A 16,959-nucleotide genomic window follows, 5' to 3' on the forward strand; every position below is an offset into this window, starting at 1 on the left:
ATTAGAAGGCTAATTTTCATCTAATAAACCTAAAAATCCACAATATTAGATTTTTGATGTCCTTATTTTGTTGCCATTACCCTGACCAGGGGGGCTTGGTGGGCCCAAAGGGCCTGAAAGGGCAGAATCGATTCGAAGAATCGATCATCCTGAAAAACAAATCAAGGCCTGCGATTCCGACTTGAACGAGAGGCAGTTTCCTGCTTTCCATTGCGGTATACCGGGAACCGGAATCAGGGTGTCCTGTTAAAGGCTTGCGCCATTCGAGAGGAGTATCTGTGGTGCAGATTTCAGACTGAACCGTTTGCCCGCTATGGATTTTCCCCTGCCTGTGCAAAATCCCCATAAAAATACGGGCTGCATCCGCAGCCAATCCTTCCCGAATCCCGAGCCCCGAAATCTCGAAATGGTCTATATCGGGGCGTGCCCTGGTGAGGCTAAGACCCGAAAACCGCGCCTGACACAAACCGTAGTCTTTGCCAGTTGTCTATATCTTCTCTCTTCTCTCGCTCATCACAAAGTACTGGTCCCGTACCTTAATTTTCCAGATTCCATCCATTTTGACGAGCCCATCTTCGTACCGCAGGTAATGATCGTAGAAATAGTCTTTCCCGTTCATGGAAATAAGAAGCACTGTCCGGCAATAATGGATATCCGAAGCGGTATTTCCATGAATTTCAATGACCTGCTGGCCGTTCATATGATGGGAAGCTTTGACGGCAGCGGCAAATCCCGAAAATTTCCGGACCATTTCTTCTCTTCCCTTCATTTCCATGGTCACTTTCCCGCCGGCATGGATGCGGATACAGCAGTCTTCGGTAAAGAATTCACTCTGCTTTTTCACGTCGCATTCCAGATTGGAAAAGCGGTCCATAAGTTCACGGATAGCCTCCTTTTCTTCCAGTATTTCAAGGGACATGGGATGCTCCTTTCCCGGCAATACCGGTAATACCTTTTGCTTCCATCAGATTGCACAGTAGCAGTAAAAAGTTATCAGTTATCAGTTCTTAGTGATCAGTGAAGGATGGCCCGCAAAAATCCGATAGCGGGCCATTTTATATGGATGACTGTTATTCTCTAATAAAAAAAACGGTTGTATGATTTTAAGGAAAAAGTTTTTCCCCCGCCTGAGCACATTCCCCATACATACTCGGCGGCCATCAGGCCGCCACCTTCACGAAGAACGAACAACGAATCACGAATCACGAAAATCGCTTCTGACTCAAACCGCAGGATTCAACCGTAGGATTCAAAATATGCCTCCAATCAGCAAATCCTCGGCAGCCCTTCTCCCCGTAAGGGCATGATCTTCCTTCTTCCCCCATAGGGCGTGACGAGGATGACTCCTTCGCCTTCGGTCACTTTACCTGCAAGGACCGCTTTTTCTCCGTACCGGCAGGAGCGGATGATTTCGAGGGCTTTTTCTGCGCTTTCTGACGGCAGGGCGATCAGCATTTTTCCTTCGTTCCCCATAGTCAGAGGGTCCAGACCGAGAATGCCGGTCAGAGCGCGGACGCCTTCGGAGACGGGAAGTTTCTCTTCGGACAGTTCGATTCTGACCTTTGAGGATTGGGAAAGTTCATTGGCCACAGTGGCGAGGCCTCCGCGGGTGATATCACGGATGGTGTGGATGGGAAGATTTTGTTCTATCAGTGCGGAAACGATGCCATTTAAGGGGGCGCAGTCGCTCTGCAGACTGGTTTTCATCCTGAGCCGCTGCGTCAGAATGGTGGCATGGTGGTCTCCCAGAGTTCCGGTGAGAAGGATCGTATCCCCCGGCTGCAGGGCGGAGGCGGAAATCCGGGAAGATTCCGGTCTTTCCCCGATGCCGGCGGTATTGATATAAAGGCCTCCTTTTCCTTCGATGACTTTCGTATCCCCTGCCACGATCCGGATTCCCGCTTCCCGGGCCGTTTCTGCCATGGAGGAAACTACTTTTTCAAGAGTTTCCATTTCCAGTCCTGTTTCCAGGATAAAAGAAGCGGTGAGATACAGAGGTTTTGCTCCCATGGAAGCAAGGTCATTCACCGTGCCGCAGATGGAAAGGCGGCCAATATTTCCTCCGGGGAAAAAGAGGGGTTCCACCACGAAGGAATCGGAGGTGAAGACGGGATTTCCCGAAATCGGCGGGAGCACCGCTCCGTCTTCCATCCGGTCCAGGATGGGATTTTTGAAATATTTCTCAAACAGGCTTCCGATGAGGCGGCCCGTTTCTTCGCCGCCCGCCCCGTGGCGCAGTTCTATTTTCATAAGTCCTCCTCACAGGAGATGGTAAAAGAGGATGATATCCTCGTAGGTTCCGTCGTGTTTCAGAAATCCGCCCGGCACGGTGCCGAGTCTCGTAAATCCCAGCCGGTCATAGAGATGAAGAGCATGGATATTGTCCGCCACCACCGCATTGAACTGCAGAATCCGGAATCCCCGCTTTTTCCCTTCGGTGAGGGAATGGAGCACCAGTTTCTCCCCGATGTGCCCTCCCCGGAGGGAGCTTTTCACGGCATAGCTGGTATTGGCGATATGTCCGCAGCGGCCCACATTGTTGGGATGAAGGATGTAAAGGCCCAGGATTTCTCCTTTTTCATCCTCTGCCACGCCGGTATAGCTCATGGACTGGAAGAACCGGTCCGCTTCGCCCTTTTCCAGCGGTTCCATCTGGGGGAAAGAATCGGTCTTTTCCACCACTTCATTCCAGATGGCCCGGCACGATTCTTCATCTGCCGGATGATAGGCGCGAATTTTAATTTCCATATTAACCTCCCCGGTAGGTAATGCAGCAGGCCCCTTCGGAAGAAACCATGCAGGCCCCCACGGGATGGTCCGGGGTGCAGGCTTTTCCAAAGCAGGGACATTTTTCAGGGGTAATCCTGCCGGTCAATACCATCGCGCAGCAGCAGCCCTTCGGCATTTTATCTGCCGTCAGGCCAGAGCTTCCTGCGTCCAGGTCTTTATATTTTTCGGAAATATAGAGTCCCGAACCTTTGATATTTCCCAGTCCCCGCCAGACCGCATCGCCTTCGGTGAAAACGTCATTCATCAGGTCTTTGGCGATGGGATTTCCTTCGGGAGTGACCACCATGGGATATTCGTTCCATAGTCCCCCCTGATGATGAGAGGTTTCCAGGGTAAGCCGGGACAGGGCACGAAGAAGGAGGGGCGCGGTAAAGCCGCCAATCACCATGGGTTTTTGGGAAATATCAGCCAGTTTCCGGAAAGGTTCGCTTCCCGTAATCACGGCCACGTGACCGGGGCATAAAAATCCGTCCACCCGTCCGCTTTCGGCAAGGATTCTCATGGCTTCCGGCATCGTTTTCAATGCGGTAAGGAAGCGGATATTTCTGATTTTTTCATCAAAGGTCCTTTTGATGAGGCTTGCCCAGACGGGAGCAGTCGTTTCAAATCCTACCGCTGCAAGGATATAGGTGATTTCAGGATTTGCGGCAGCAATTTCAAATATTTCCTCCGGATTATAGAAGAAATCCACCTGTCCTCCCAGGTCCCGGGCTCCTGCGAGGGACATTTCGCTTCCCGGAACGGCTAAAAGGTCCCCGAAAGCCATGACTTTATGGCCCGGCTGTAAAGCATAGGAAATCAGTTGATCGATATAAGCCGTGGGCGTCACGCAGACGGGACAGCCGGGACCCGAAAGGAGGGTGATTTTCTTCGAAAGAAGCTGGCGGATGCCCGTCCGGTACAGGGAAGACGTATGAGTGCCGCAGACTTCCATCAGTTTCACGGGCGGCCCGTCGTAGGAAGAAAGGTAACGGGCCAGTTCTTTTTCTTTCATTTGCTCTCCTCTTCGATTTCCCTGAACAGATTGATCCAGTCAATGGCTTCGTCTTTTTTCACAATCTGGATGGCCATACCTGCATGGACGAGGACATAATCCCCGATTTTTGCCCGCACCATGGCCAGATTCACAGGAACTTCGGTCCCTGAAAAATCAACCATGCCATGGGTGCCATGAATGGACATGACCCGTCCCGGATACGCTACACACATAGGTCCTCCTTATTTCGCAAGTCCCCAGAAGGCCTGGCCGAGGGCAATCCCTCCGTCGCCGCAGGGGACTTTTTCATTGCCATACACACGGAATCCTTCCTTTTCCAGCGCCTCTTCCGCAAGGGTCCAGAGAAGGCTGTTATGGAAACAGCCGCCGGAAAGGAGGATATCCTGAATCTGGAAATATTTCGCGCTCTCTGCGATCATGCGGGCAATGGCCTCATGAAAGCCGAGGGCTTTTTCTTTTATTGTACCATCTTTGAAAAGAAGGTCATGAATGAGGGCTTTTCTCCCCCAGAGGAGCTCCCCATTCCTGATTTCCTTTGTGAAATACAGTTTCGTCCCGATGCATCCTTCCTCTCTGGCTTCCGTGGCGAGTTTTTCAAGAGCCATGGCACATTCCCCTTTGAAGCGGTTTTCACTGCAGATGCCAAGGATGGCGGAAACAGAATCAAAGAGCCGTCCCATGGCGGAATCTTCGATGACATTTATTTTAGCTTCGAGGGCTGCTTTCACTAAGGGATAGCGGGGGTCGGTGAGTGAGGACTTGGGGATTGGGGCTTGGGGATTGGGGGCGCTTGGACCTGCTTCCTCATTTTCCCTTGTACCGATCGTACAACCCCTCAGTCGCCCTTGGCGACAGCTCCCCAAGCTTGGGGGGCCTTGGGGGATAGCGATTTTTTCGGCTGCGTCACTCATTTCGAAGTTCGATATCCTTGACGCTTTTGAGTCAATTTGTCCCTTGTACCGATAGAACAACCCCTTCCCCTCCACTCGCTCGCTTTGCTCGCTCGCTCCGGGACCTCCCCAGGCTCGGGGAGGTGGGGACGTTTCGATGTTTTCGGTAGAGACACTATTTTTGAAATCCGATACGCTTGAAGTGATTTCCTCATTTTCCCGCGTACTGGTAGAACAACCCCTCAGGCCGCTTTGCGGCCAGCTCCCCAAGCTTGGGGGGCCTTGGGCGATAGAGATTTTTTCGAGAGGGCCATCAATGCCAGCGAAATGTAAATCGCAGAGGGCGGTTTTCCAGGCTTGTTTCATGGAATTGTCTCCGGAGAGGAGGGGAAGGCTTTCGAGATGGCCCATCCGTTTCATTTGTTTCCCTTCGCAGAGGAGGATTTCGCCGCCCCAGATGGTTCCGTCATTTCCATAGCCGGTGCCATCGAAAATGAAGGCCAGGGCCGGGCCTTTCAGGCCATGTTCTGCCATGACGGAAAGGGCATGGGCATGGTGGTGCTGGATCTTCGTGAGGGGGATGGCTCTTTTTTGTACTATTTTTTCGGCCAGATTCTCAGAGATGTAGCCCGGATGAAGGTCGCAGAGGATTTTTTCCGGGGAAATGCCCAGCATGTGTTCCCAGTCCTTTTCCAGGTCAAGCAGCGCTTCTTCGGAACCTTCTTCGGTCAGTTCACAGGGCATTTCGCCGGGGTACACATAGCCCCCGCCGGTGAGGCAGATGGATGGTTCCATATCCGCCCCCAAAGCAAGGAGATTTCCTTTGGGTCCCTTTCGGATGACCGGTTCGGGGAGGAATCCCCTGGTCCTCCGGATGAAATCCACGTGATTTCCCACGGCTTTGAGTACGGAATCATCGGCGGGGCGCAGGATTTCCCGGTTGTTTGTGAAAAGGGCGGGGATGTCATGGGTTTCGAAGAAATGCTCCGCTTCCTGATCTTTATATAGAATGGGACTTCCGCTGGTATTGCAGGAGGTCACGATGAGAGGGGCTCCCGCATTTTCGGTGAGAAGGGTATAAAAGGCGGAAGGAGGCAGAAAGAGTCCCAGCCGGGGCACGTTTTCCGCCACTCCTTTGAATTGCACTTTGGGCCGGCAGAGGACGATGGGTCTCGATGGCGAGGCGAGAAGTTTCTTTTCCTTCCCCGATAGAACTGCCAGTTCCCCTGCTTTTTCAAGACCGGAAACCATGAGGGCAAAAGGCTTGCCTTCCCGGTGTTTCAGGGTGCGAAGTTTTCGTACACTTTCAGGAAAATCGGCCCGGACCGCCAGATTGAAACCGCCGATGGATTTCGTCATGATGATGGCCCCTTTTCGTACCATTTCGATGGCTTTATTCATGGCTTCTTCCTTATACAGGGTCTTTTCCCCTTTGATGATGCCTTTCAGGACCGGTCCGCAGTTTTCACAGCAGATCGTTTCCCCATGGCAGCGCCGGTTTTTCAGGTCTCTGTATTCTTTTTCACAGTCTCCGCAGAGGGGAAATTCCTCCATGGTCGTCAAAGGACGATCATAGGGCAGTTTCCGGATAATCGTATATCTCGGTCCGCAGGCGGTGCAGGAGAGGAAAGGATAATGGAAATGCCGGTCCTTTTCATCATGAAGCTCTTTTTCGCAGTCCGGGCAGATGGCGATATCCGCCGGAAAAAGAGGAGCCCTGGGCTTCCCGCTGCTTTCTATGGCCTGGAAATCCGGAAAACTTTCCAAAGGCAGTTCCTCTATTTCCAGCTTTTCCACTTCTATGGGGTAAGGAGCCTCTCTCAGCGCCTGTTCCATTTTTAAAAAGGACGAAGCTTCCCCGGATGCCCGTATTTCCACGATGCCTCCCAGGTTCTTCACCCATCCCGTAAGAGATAGCGATTTGGCCAGGCGCACCACAAAAGGACGGAATCCCACCCCCTGGACACGGCCCGCAGCGATGAGACGAATCGTTTTCATAGTGCACCTCCTTTGAACGCAGCAGCTATATTTCCATTTTTACCGAAAAACCGAAGTATGAGTTCACAGTGATCAGAACCCAAAAGCATAAAACAGCCGATGTATCTCACAAAAATTCCGTCCTGCCTGCCAGGTAAAGGGGCAGGTTTGTAAATTTCCCGTCTTTCCGGTAGTTTCTCAAGGAATATCGCACAGCCCTTGCCGGTTCATATTTCTCCAGATACCAGCGGAAGCTGGCCGCCTGTTTCATATGGCCCGATTTCACTTCTACCGGAATAATTTCTCCCTGATGCTGCAGCAGAAAATCGATTTCATGCTGAGAATCAGGCGAAAAATAATGAGGCGCAGCAGGAAGGGTTCCCAGAAACTGCTGAAGCACGAAATTTTCCGTCATAGCGCCTTTGAAAGCAAAAGGCTTATCAAAAAGGATTGCCTCATTTTCCACTTCCCCCATGGTCTTCAAAAGGCCCACATCCAGGAGGAAAAGTTTGAAATGACTCGCCTCTTCCAGGGATTTCAATGGATAACCCGGAGCTGTCACATTAAACATGCGGTGAACGATGCCTGAGGAAACAAGCCATTCCACAGCCTCCTCGAATTCCCGTCCCCGAGCTCCCTTTTTCACGAGACCATAGGCAAATTTCTCATTTTCCCTGGATAACTGGGAAATCAGGCTCCGATACACCATGAGTACCCGGGCCGCATTAATCCGGCTGTTATGCTTTGAAAAATCATTTTCATAAAGAGCAAGGATATCCCGCTGCAGCTCCCCCACCCGGTTTGGACTTTTTTCAGCGCTCCAGGAAGAAACACATTCCGGCATACCCCCGATAATCATATAGGTCCGATACGCATCCAGAAGGCGATTATGAAAAAGCTCCGGTATTTCCTCATCAGGCCGAAGGGATTCATAAATTTTAGAAACATTTTCATCGACAGCGCCCAGGAATTCCCGGAAAGTCAGCGGATACAGATGGAGGATATCCACCTGTCCCACGGGATAGGAATAAGGTTCTGCCAGATAAGTTCCCAGAAGACTTCCTGCCGCCATGATATGGACCCCTCCCGCCTGCTCGCGGAAATATTTCAGGGAATTCAAAGCATCCGGACATTCCTGAATCTCATCAAAAATCAAGAGCGTCTTCCCCTCACGGATCGGTTCTCCATGAAGCAGGGAAAGCAGGTCAAGCAGCCTTTTCGGATCCTTTGTCCTGGCAAAGAAAGACTTCAGGTCCTCCTCTTCATCAAAGTTGAAATAGACTGTATTCTCATAGTACCTTCTTCCGAATTCCTTCATGAGCCAGGTCTTCCCCACCTGACGGGCACCCTTCAGCACCAGAGGTTTCCGGTCCGCCCGATTTTTCCAGTCCAGAAGCGCCTTCATCGCACTCCGCTCCATAGGGTCCTCCTTTGATTAGAAATAAATTTACACATTTTATTGGCCTTTTTCGCTTAAATTTACACATATTATAGCATTATTTTTTGAAATTTTACACATTTTATAGTTCCGGAAATCAATCCCCCTGGGGAGACTGTACAGTCGACAAAGCTCCGTGATGACCATTCCTGTCGTACATGCCCGCCGAAGGCAAATAAAATGCGGCGCCCATGAATTAGCGCCGCACCTCCCCTAATTCCCGGTTCCTAATCCCCAATGCCTCTCTGCACTACCGGAGCCGCTCCAAATGTATACCTGAGGCAAAATCAAAAACCTGCGCCCGAAGGGCGCCACCTTCGGGGCAGCCCCGATACCCCCGACACCCCCGAATCAAAAGCTTTCCATCCTGAAATCTCCATATAAAAAATGGGCGCCTCTATCATTTCAAGGGCGCCCACTTTTTACTAACTGCTAACTGCTAACGGCCAACGGCTAACTGCTAACTGCTAACTGCTAACGGCTCATCACTCATGATGATGATGTTCATCATCGTATTCTCCCGGATGGGTCAGTTTTTCTTCGGCTGCTTTTTCGATCCATTCGGCGGCTTCCTGATAGCCTTCTCCTGTCTTGCCGGAAACTTTGAAGACCGGCGCTTTTTTATTGAGATGGCGGAGGCCTTTCATGAAGAAATCTTCATCGAAATCAAGGTAGGGAGCGAGGTCGATTTTATTCAGCAGGATGATATCCGCCTTTTCGAAGGCCAGCGGATATTTGTAGGGTTTATCGCTGCCGTCGGTGACGGATACGATGAGGAGTTTGATATTTTCCCCGATCACCATTTCAGCCGGGCATACGAGGTTTCCTACATTTTCAATGAAAAGGATGCCGGGCTGGGAAAAATCCATGGCATGGATGGCATTGTGAACCAGGGGCGCATCGAGATGGCAGGCACCGAAGGTATTGATCTGGGCCGCGGAGACATGCTGTTTCCGGAGTCTTTCGGTATCGATATCGGACTCGATATCCCCTTCAATGACGTAAATTTTCGATTTCATATATTTCATGAGGTTTTCCAGGGATGTGGTTTTACCGGTCCCCGGAGCCCCCATGACATTGATGGTGTAAATATTCCGCTCCATCATATATTCACGGACATGCTGGGCGATGTGATTGTTATGGGCGTAAATGTCTTCCATTACGCCGGCTTTCACCATATGCATTCAATTGACCTCCAGATCGACGGATTCTATATAAAATTCCTTGCCCACTTCCGTGGGGGAGCCGTCTCCCCCGCAGTAAGGGCAGGAAAAGGAAAAGCGTTTCCGTTCAAAGAGTTTCCCGCAGGAGTCGCATTTCATCATGGGTTTCACGTCTTTGATGGTAAGCTGCGCCCCTTCGCAAAGGGTGCCTTCAGAAATGACGTCGAAATACATCTGGATCGATTCCCCGATGAATCCCGAATCTTCCCCTACTACGAGATGGATGGCCCGGACTTTACCGCCTTTTTCGCGGGCTGTCTTTTCGGCAATCCGCACGATTTCCAGGGTAACGGGATACTCATGCATGGAGCTTCCTCGGAGGCTTCTGCAGCGTGAGGACGAGGTCCTTCGGTTCCCCTTCGCCAAATTCTTCTTCCATGGTCAGGGCCTTGACGGGGCAATTGTCCACACAGATGCCGCAGGTCACGCATTTTTCCCGGTCAATGGTCCAGGTCTTGTTCTTCCGGTCGATGGAAATGGCATGCATGGGACAGCCATGTTCGCATTTTCCGCAGAGGACGCATTTTTCAATCGCATTCCGTACATGGTATGGATTGGTGGCGAGCTCTTTGTCTTCATTGGAAATAACAGGTTCCGGCTTCGGTTCTTCTGCTTTTGGGGCCGGTTTCGGCGCGGGAGCCGGGCGGCTCGGACGGTTCGGACGGTTCAGCTTTTTCCCCTGAAGGGTGAGGACGAGGTCTTTCGGTTCATTTTCGCCGAATTCCTCTTCCATGGTGAGGGCTTTCACGGGACAATTGTCCACGCAGATCCCGCAGGTGACACATTTTTCCCGGTCAATGGTCCAGGTGCGGTTCTTTCGGTCAATGGAAATGGCATGCATGGGGCAGCCGTGTTCACATTTCCCGCAGAGGATGCATTTTTCGATGGCGTTCTTCACATGCCAGGGATTGGTGGCCAGTTCTTTGTCTTCATCCGGTTTGGATTCCGAAATTCCGGGAGAAGGAATCGGAGCCGGAATGATGGGTTCTGCTTTGGGCGTTTCAACTTTCGGAGTTTCCACTTTCGGAGCTTCCGCCTTCGGGGAAGCTGCCGGTTTGGATGCCGGACGGGGTCTGGCCGGCCGCTGGGGTTTCGGAATGGTAAAGGAAGCAGGACTGACTTTCTTTTCATCCGCTCCATATTCGTCTTCCATAGAGAGGCAGTGAGCCGGGCAGCCGTCTACACAGACTCCGCAGGTCACGCATTTTTCCCGGTCGATGGTCCAGGTGCGGGTTTTCCGGTCAATCGTAATCGCTTCCATGGGGCAGTTATGCGCGCATTTTCCGCAGAGGAGACATTTTTCCGGAGCGATTTTTACATGCATGTCGTTCAGGTCCGGATTTTCTTCCTGCTGGGGCGTTGTTTTTATTTCTTCCGGAGCTGGAACTGTGGGTTCTGCTTTCGGGGTTTCCGGGGCAGGAGCCGGCGGCCGGTGTTCCGGTTTTTCCGTGAGGATGATGCCTTTGAAAGTCGGTCTGGCTTCTTTCCTTTCCCCTTCTTCATAGGTTTCTGCCATGGTAAGGCAGGATGCGGGGCAGTTATCTACGCAGACTCCGCAGGTCACGCACTTTTCCCGGTCAATGGTCCAGGTCTTGTTTTCTGCATCCACGGTAATGGCGGAAACAGGACAATTTTCTGCACAGGTTCCGCAGAAAAGGCAGTTCGAAGCGTCAATCCGCACATGGCGGTCATTGAGGACCAGGGAAGGTTCTTCCGTTTTATAGGTCGGAATCGGAGATGGCGCTTTCGGTACGGAAGGCTTTGCCTTGCGGTGGACCGGTTTTGGCGCATGCATGAGGATATCGGTCCGGTTTCCAAGGTAGCAGCCCAGGGACAGACATTTTCTCGGACAGTTGTCGATACAGGTTCCGCAGTTGATGCAGGCATCCAGATTGATTCGCCAGGTCCGGTTCGCCCGGTCCACCGTAATGGCTCCGGCAGGACAGTTCCGCTGGCACTGTCCGCAGAAAATACATTTCAGAATATTGTTGACGATATGACTCCGGTCATCCATGGATGCCTGGGCCATATTGACAGCAGCCACAGTCCGTTTTCCTTTGGCCGCCGTACTTGTTTCCTTGACCTGAAGGATGATTTCCGATTTTTCCACATCCGGATCCGTGGCATGGGGATCCATGTGGAGGCATTTTTTCGGACAGTTTTCCACGCACCCCGCACACTGGACGCAGGAGAAAGGATTGATTTTCCAGGTCCCGTTTTTACGGTCCACCGTAATGGCTCCGGCGGGGCAGGTTTTTTCGCACATGCCGCAGAGAATGCATTTGGACGCATCATTGATGACACGGCCCCGGTCATGGGGTTTGAATTCTTTCGGTTTAATCGGATAATCCGTAGTCACCGGAGGTTTGAACAGGTTGGAAAGGGCCTGTTTCATGTAAATCAGAAAGCTCATGGCGCCCCTCCTTATCGTTCACAGCAGCTGATACAGGGATCGATGGTGAGAATCAGGTTTCCTACGTCTGCCAGGTCGCAGCCTTCGAGCATTTTCACGAGGGCCGGGATATTGACATTCGTCGGCGTACGGAGGCGGAAACGTTCCAGATTCTTCGTGCCATTTCCTTTCACGTAGTAGAAAGCTTCGCCTCTCGGCTGTTCCACACGGGTGAAATATTCGCCCACCGGCGGATTTCCTTTCACCGGCACTTCGATATTTCCATCCGGAAGATTTTCCAGGACCGCCTGGATGATATCGATGGACTGATTCAGTTCTCCCAGCCGCACGCGGACACGGGCCAGGCAGTCTCCTGCCGTATCGGTGACGGGCCGGAAATGAAGTTCTTTGTAGGCTCCTTCATCATCAGCCATCCGGTAATCCAGCGGTACTCCGCTGGCCCGGGCCATAGGTCCTACGCAGCCCAGATCCATGGCATCATCCATGGAAAGGACTCCCACTCCTTCCAGACGGTACTGGATGGTATTGTCATAGAGGAAAGTCATCCCCATTTCGCGGATTTCCTTCCTTAAAATTTTCAGTTTTCCCAGAATCATTTTCCGCTGGTCATCGGAAATATCACGGCGCACGCCGCCCACTTTGCAGACCGAGAAAATGACGCGGCCTCCCGTGGTTTCCTCGAAAATATCGAGCACGATTTCGCGGATCCGCCAGGCATTCATGAAAAGGCTTTCAAAACCCAGGGCATCGGCGGCAAGGCCAAACCATAAAAGATGGCTGTGCATGCGGGAAAGTTCATGCCAGAACGTGCGAAGGTAGCTCGCCCGTCTCGGTATTTCTATATCCATGAGGCCTTCCACGGCTTTCGTATATCCCCAGCCATGACCGAAGGAACAGATGCCGCAGACCCGTTCCGCCACATAGACGAACTGTTTGAAATCCCGTTTTTCCACCAGTTTTTCAAGGCCCCGGTGGATATAGCCGATGGAGGGCACGGCACGGACCACTTTTTCATCTTTCAATTCCAGATCCAGATGGATCGGTTCCGGAAGGACCGGATGCTGGGGTCCGAAGGGGACTGTCGTTATTTCTGCCATCAGTTACCCTCCTTTTTTGTAACAGAAGCATCAATGCCAAGGCCGCTCCTGAGGTTGACCTTGATGGCCTTTTTCGCGTGAACCGCTCCGGACAGATCATGCCAGGGCGTTTTCTGGGCCAGATGATAGAAATGGCCCCCATAGTCCACTTCCGGTGCGATGAAACGGACATCCAGGCCGAAAAGGTCATGGATTTCATTTTCCCAGACGAAAGCATACCAGTACAGACTCGTAATGCTCATAATGGAACCGGAAAGAGGTACAATGATGCGGAGATTATAAAGGAAATAATTCTTATCGAAACTGTAAGTCAGCTCATAGCCTTCTTCCACCCGGGTACAGAGGATCTGCACAAGCCGGCAGCCTTCGCGTTTGAAACGGGCCGTCTGCTCCAGCAGTTCTTCGGGCCGTTTCACCATTACCTGCTGTTTCATGCTTTTTCCTCCTTTACATTCTCAAAGGGAAGGGGCTCTTCCTTCGGCGGTACATAGAGCTCTCCGGTGGATTTCAGTTTTTTATGTTTTTCTTCAAGGATAGCCAGACCCTTTACGACGCCGGCAATAATCGATTCCGGCCGGGCCGCACAGCCCGGAACATAGACATCCACCGGAATGGCTTTATCCATGCCGCCGAGCATATTGTAACATTCCCGGAAAACCCCGCCCGTGCAGGCGCAGGTTCCTACGGCAATGACTACTTTGGGTTCTGCCATCTGTTCATAAATCTGGCGGACTACCGGGAGATTCTGCGCATTCACACCCCCGGTGACGAGGAAAATGTCGGCATGCTTCGGATCCCCCGTATTCACGATGCCAAACCGTTCCACATCATAAAGCGGAGTCAGGCATGCCAGCACTTCGATATCGCATCCGTTGCAGGAAGAGCCGTCATAATGAATCAGCCAGGGCGATTTCTTTTCAAATGCCATTTTGCCCCTCCTTATTTGAAATACATGAGAAATGCCACGTTGATGAATCCCAGGAGGAACGAGAAAAGCCAGGTAGAAGCCAGCATCCGTTCCCATTTGATTCGGCCGCAGCTGTTATCAATGAGAATATCCAGGAAGAAAGTGAGGAAACATACCCCAAGGCCGATGAGGGAAGTCCACCAGTCAGCGCTTATAAAGAAAAGAAGCACCAGTCCCAGGAGGAATACATCTTCATACCATTCAGCCAGTTCCACCATACCCAGGGTCCGGCCGGAAAGTTCCGTCTTTACCCCGCCGATCAGTTCCTGATGGGCTTCATGGGACATGGAAATATCGAAAGGAGACTTCCGGAATTTAATGAGGAGAATATAGCAGAGCCCCAGGAAAATGCCGGGCATGCGGAGGAAATTCATGGTTTCCGATTCCATAATGTCCCCGATATTGAAAGACCCGCAGGAAAGGTAGAAACCAAGAGCCACCATAAGAAGCATCGGTTCATAGGCCATAGTCTGGACCAGTTCTCTTTCCGCCCCCACCTGGGCATAGGGAGAAGCCGATGCATAAGCAGCAATAATCAGACAGACACTGGCCATAGTCAAAGTGAAAACGACCAGAAGGATATCTCCCCGGGCGAAGAAGAAAGTGCCCGAAAGAAGGACGAAAATGAGGAAACCCAGCACATAGAAACCTTCCGCCTTATTGATGGCGATGGGCTGCTTGGACCAGAGTTTCAGGAAATCATAGAAAGGCTGGAAAAGCGGAGGTCCCACACGCCGCTGCATGCGGGCGGAAATTTTACGATCCAGCCCGTGAATGAGACCGCCGATGAAAGGTCCCAGGATGAGGAAGAGGATGGCTCCCAGGCCGCTTGCGATGTAATCGGAGAAATCAGACATGGAACACACCTCCTGCCGCAAGAGATAACTCCATCAGGAGGCAGGCCACGCAGGCCGTGTACCCCCAGAGCTGCATTTTTCTTTCACTAAACCAGGTCTCCATATACCAGTTCCGGAGAGTGACCGGAACCACCCGGCCTGCTGCCCCGCGGTAAGCCACATCTTCACCCAGATTTTCACCGGCCAGATTCGTAATGACCATCTTCTTCGATTTCCTTCCCTTGCCAAAACGGAGAGGCAGGAGAACGAGGAGGAAAACCATGAGAGACATGATCCACAGATTGCTTTGGGCAATGACATCATCGATGCTTCTATAAATATGAGCCAGGTACGGAATGACCATGTACTGGGAAATCAGCGGGAAAAGAACGCACACCACCAGAGTCAGGGATGCCAGCGATTTCAGGGCCGTCCACTGGACACCCAGGATCCCCTTCTCCCGGTTTTCATTGGTCGGTATATACGTCGTGATTTTTCCGAGCCACTTGGTCCAGTAGAAAAGAGTGGTGGCCGAACCATAAACCAGAGCCAGGAGCAAAAGAGGCTGTCCTGCATCGACGAAAGCTTTCATGGCAGCCCATTTGGAAATCAGCATGCCGAAAGGCGCCAGGAACATACCGCAGATCCCGATTACCATGCACAGAGAAAGCCGCGGCATGGCATTGAAAATACCATCGAAACTTTCCAGATTCCGGCTGCCCAGCTGCTGTTCTGCCGTCCCCACCGTAAGGAAAAGCAGGGATTTTGCCACCGCATGGAAAATAACGATCATGATAGCCGTCCAGGCTGCTTCATAAGAACCGGTCCCCGCACAGCATACGATCAGTCCCAGATTGGAAATCGTGGAATAAGCCAGCACCTTTTTCCCGTCAGACTGGGAAATAGCGGCGCAGGATGCAAAGAAGAAAGTAATCCCCCCGACCAGCATAGCCATGACACCGGGATGATTATTTCCAAGAACAGGACAAAGCTTGATAATCAGAAATACCCCCGCCTTAACCATGGTCGAAGAATGAAGGAGAGCAGAAGTCGGAGTCGGAGCCACCATAGCGCCAAGAAGCCAGCCCGAAAACGGCATCATAGCGGATTTCGTGAAACCGCAGAAAACAAGTAAAGCCACAATCGGTTCTACAGGCATGGACTGGATTCCCAGATTCACCAGCTGAGAAAGCTCCAGCGTATAGAACTTCGACCCCAGCCATACGATAGCCAGCGCAAATGCAAGACCACCCAGAAGATTCATCCAGAGCGCCTTGAAAGAATTATGAATGGCCTCATTCGTCTGCGTATACCCGATGAGGAGGAAAGAACAGAGCGACGTGATTTCCCAGAACGTATACATATAAAGCAGATTATTGGCCATCACCAGACCGAACATGGCTGCCAGGAACAGGAAAACCACGAAAAAGAAAAACGGCCGCCGGTCCTCGATATCCGTATGCTTCCTGTGGAAAACCGCCATATATCCCAGAGAATACACGGCAATGAGGCCCCCGATAATTCCGGCAATCAGAATCATAATGATGGCCAGATTATCGATATTGAAATCCCACACCGAACGGGCATAACTCCCCGCATGGAACTCAAAAGCCACAATCAGCACAAACTGGACAATCCCGAGAAGAGCGACCAGGTACCGTTTATACTTCATACAGTAATACAGGACCGTCAAAGCTGCCAGACCATCTACAGCCGTCATAGTCAGCCGGAGAGCCTCCGAATCAATCCCGACCTTGAAAGGATGTCCAAAATAAAGGAACCCCGTAGTTACGGAAAGAACCATCATCAGAAAAGCCGAAGCCTTCACGATATGATTCCGCAGCGACGAAGACCGGACACCCAGCATAATCAGGGCCGTTACAAAAGGCACCGCAAAAAGTAAAACCGGTATAACCATAACATTCTCCCCTTCCCTATTCATGCATCTCAAATCTCACAGGAAGTCCCATATGTATACACTTAATGCTCTTATGGATGTACACATTATTTTGGGGTATAGTAATTTATTATTATACTTTATCGCAAATAAGCTATTCCTGCAAGAGATGAAAATATATTTTTTTGTAATATTTGTAAGAAACGGGATTTTCCCCGTACGATCATCGGGATTCCTCGGGGTGGTCGGGAAGGTGGGGCTGTACAATAATGAGCAATCATTTTGTGCAGCCTTTTTTGCATCTCGGCTACCTGAGGTAAAAAGCCCCCCAATGGGCTAAAACATCAAAAAAAGGGCATAAAGCCCCCTTTCCCCCAGATTGTTGAGTCTGTTGGATTTATGCCCGTGCCTGGTTTCTCTGTTCTTTTCGCCGC

General features: G+C 51.4%; 15 protein-coding genes. All 15 read right to left on the reverse strand.

Annotated features, from left to right (window positions below; all coding sequences use genetic code 11):
* Positions 1-487: 487 nt before the first annotated feature.
* Positions 488-919, reverse strand: coding sequence for a nuclear transport factor 2 family protein (locus VZT47_RS06210; RefSeq protein ID WP_330224104.1), 432 nt, complete (start codon positions 917-919; stop codon positions 488-490).
* Positions 920-1,266: 347 nt separating this feature from the next.
* Positions 1,267-2,250, reverse strand: coding sequence for a hydrogenase expression/formation protein HypE (gene hypE, locus VZT47_RS06215; protein WP_330224105.1), 984 nt, complete (start codon positions 2,248-2,250; stop codon positions 1,267-1,269).
* Positions 2,251-2,259: 9 nt separating this feature from the next.
* Positions 2,260-2,748 carry a GNAT family N-acetyltransferase gene (locus VZT47_RS06220; RefSeq protein WP_330224106.1) on the reverse strand — a complete coding sequence of 163 codons (489 nt, stop codon included), beginning with the start codon at positions 2,746-2,748 and terminating at the stop codon, positions 2,260-2,262.
* 1 nt (position 2,749) lies between these two features.
* The gene (gene hypD / locus VZT47_RS06225; RefSeq protein ID WP_330224107.1) at positions 2,750-3,784 is read right to left on the reverse strand and encodes a hydrogenase formation protein HypD; all 1,035 of its coding nucleotides are present in this window, start codon (positions 3,782-3,784) and stop codon (positions 2,750-2,752) included.
* Entirely contained in the window at positions 3,781-3,999 is a 219-nt protein-coding gene (locus VZT47_RS06230) for a HypC/HybG/HupF family hydrogenase formation chaperone (RefSeq protein WP_330224108.1), read from the reverse strand. Before VZT47_RS06230 ends, hypD begins: the two co-directional genes overlap by 4 nt.
* A gap of 9 nt (positions 4,000-4,008) precedes the next feature.
* On the reverse strand, positions 4,009-6,675 hold the full coding sequence (gene hypF / locus VZT47_RS06235) for a carbamoyltransferase HypF (protein WP_330224109.1): 2,667 nt from the start codon (positions 6,673-6,675) through the stop codon (positions 4,009-4,011).
* Positions 6,676-6,781: 106 nt separating this feature from the next.
* The gene (locus VZT47_RS06240) at positions 6,782-8,074 is read right to left on the reverse strand and encodes an ATP-binding protein (RefSeq protein WP_330224110.1); all 1,293 of its coding nucleotides are present in this window, start codon (positions 8,072-8,074) and stop codon (positions 6,782-6,784) included.
* Between the two features lie 503 nt (positions 8,075-8,577).
* Complete coding sequence (hypB, locus tag VZT47_RS06245) at positions 8,578-9,276, reverse strand: hydrogenase nickel incorporation protein HypB (protein ID WP_330224111.1); 699 nt, start codon at positions 9,274-9,276, stop codon at positions 8,578-8,580.
* Positions 9,277-9,621 carry a hydrogenase maturation nickel metallochaperone HypA/HybF gene (locus tag VZT47_RS06250; protein ID WP_330224112.1) on the reverse strand — a complete coding sequence of 115 codons (345 nt, stop codon included), beginning with the start codon at positions 9,619-9,621 and terminating at the stop codon, positions 9,277-9,279.
* Entirely contained in the window at positions 9,614-11,728 is a 2,115-nt protein-coding gene (locus VZT47_RS06255) for a 4Fe-4S binding protein (RefSeq protein WP_330224113.1), read from the reverse strand. Before VZT47_RS06255 ends, VZT47_RS06250 begins: the two co-directional genes overlap by 8 nt.
* Positions 11,729-11,739: 11 nt before the next feature.
* Positions 11,740-12,825 carry a hydrogenase large subunit gene (locus tag VZT47_RS06260; RefSeq protein ID WP_330224114.1) on the reverse strand — a complete coding sequence of 362 codons (1,086 nt, stop codon included), beginning with the start codon at positions 12,823-12,825 and terminating at the stop codon, positions 11,740-11,742.
* Positions 12,825-13,259, reverse strand: coding sequence for an NADH-quinone oxidoreductase subunit C (locus VZT47_RS06265; protein ID WP_330224115.1), 435 nt, complete (start codon positions 13,257-13,259; stop codon positions 12,825-12,827). Before VZT47_RS06265 ends, VZT47_RS06260 begins: the two co-directional genes overlap by 1 nt.
* Positions 13,256-13,753 (reverse strand): NADH-quinone oxidoreductase subunit B family protein, encoded by a 498-nt coding sequence (locus VZT47_RS06270; protein ID WP_330224116.1) that lies wholly within the window; start codon positions 13,751-13,753, stop codon positions 13,256-13,258. The genes VZT47_RS06265 and VZT47_RS06270 overlap by 4 nt, the downstream gene beginning before the upstream one ends.
* An 11-nt stretch (positions 13,754-13,764) precedes the next feature.
* On the reverse strand, positions 13,765-14,649 hold the full coding sequence (locus VZT47_RS06275; RefSeq protein ID WP_330224117.1) for an NADH-quinone oxidoreductase subunit H: 885 nt from the start codon (positions 14,647-14,649) through the stop codon (positions 13,765-13,767).
* The gene (locus VZT47_RS06280; RefSeq protein ID WP_330224118.1) at positions 14,642-16,546 is read right to left on the reverse strand and encodes an NADH-quinone oxidoreductase subunit 5 family protein; all 1,905 of its coding nucleotides are present in this window, start codon (positions 16,544-16,546) and stop codon (positions 14,642-14,644) included. The genes VZT47_RS06275 and VZT47_RS06280 overlap by 8 nt, the downstream gene beginning before the upstream one ends.
* Between the last annotated feature and the right edge of the window lie 413 nt (positions 16,547-16,959).

The sequence above is a fragment of the Dialister sp. genome, assembly GCF_036343215.1.
Lineage (GTDB): Bacteria > Bacillota > Negativicutes > Veillonellales > Dialisteraceae > Dialister.

Coding starts and splice junctions, on each gene's coding strand:
- hypB (WP_330224111.1), bottom strand. CDS start 9,276: ATGCATATGGTGAAAGCCGGCGTAATGGAAGACATTTACGCCCATAAC.
- VZT47_RS06220 (WP_330224106.1), bottom strand. CDS start 2,748: ATGGAAATTAAAATTCGCGCCTATCATCCGGCAGATGAAGAATCGTGC.
- VZT47_RS06260 (WP_330224114.1), bottom strand. CDS start 12,825: ATGGCAGAAATAACGACAGTCCCCTTCGGACCCCAGCATCCGGTCCTT.
- VZT47_RS06240 (WP_330224110.1), bottom strand. CDS start 8,074: ATGGAGCGGAGTGCGATGAAGGCGCTTCTGGACTGGAAAAATCGGGCG.
- VZT47_RS06230 (WP_330224108.1), bottom strand. CDS start 3,999: ATGTGTGTAGCGTATCCGGGACGGGTCATGTCCATTCATGGCACCCAT.
- VZT47_RS06280 (WP_330224118.1), bottom strand. CDS start 16,546: ATGGTTATACCGGTTTTACTTTTTGCGGTGCCTTTTGTAACGGCCCTG.
- VZT47_RS06210 (WP_330224104.1), bottom strand. CDS start 919: ATGTCCCTTGAAATACTGGAAGAAAAGGAGGCTATCCGTGAACTTATG.
- VZT47_RS06275 (WP_330224117.1), bottom strand. CDS start 14,649: ATGTCTGATTTCTCCGATTACATCGCAAGCGGCCTGGGAGCCATCCTC.
- VZT47_RS06265 (WP_330224115.1), bottom strand. CDS start 13,259: ATGAAACAGCAGGTAATGGTGAAACGGCCCGAAGAACTGCTGGAGCAG.
- VZT47_RS06250 (WP_330224112.1), bottom strand. CDS start 9,621: ATGCATGAGTATCCCGTTACCCTGGAAATCGTGCGGATTGCCGAAAAG.
- VZT47_RS06270 (WP_330224116.1), bottom strand. CDS start 13,753: ATGGCATTTGAAAAGAAATCGCCCTGGCTGATTCATTATGACGGCTCT.
- hypD (WP_330224107.1), bottom strand. CDS start 3,784: ATGAAAGAAAAAGAACTGGCCCGTTACCTTTCTTCCTACGACGGGCCG.
- VZT47_RS06255 (WP_330224113.1), bottom strand. CDS start 11,728: ATGAGCTTTCTGATTTACATGAAACAGGCCCTTTCCAACCTGTTCAAA.
- hypE (WP_330224105.1), bottom strand. CDS start 2,250: ATGAAAATAGAACTGCGCCACGGGGCGGGCGGCGAAGAAACGGGCCGC.
- hypF (WP_330224109.1), bottom strand. CDS start 6,675: ATGAAAACGATTCGTCTCATCGCTGCGGGCCGTGTCCAGGGGGTGGGA.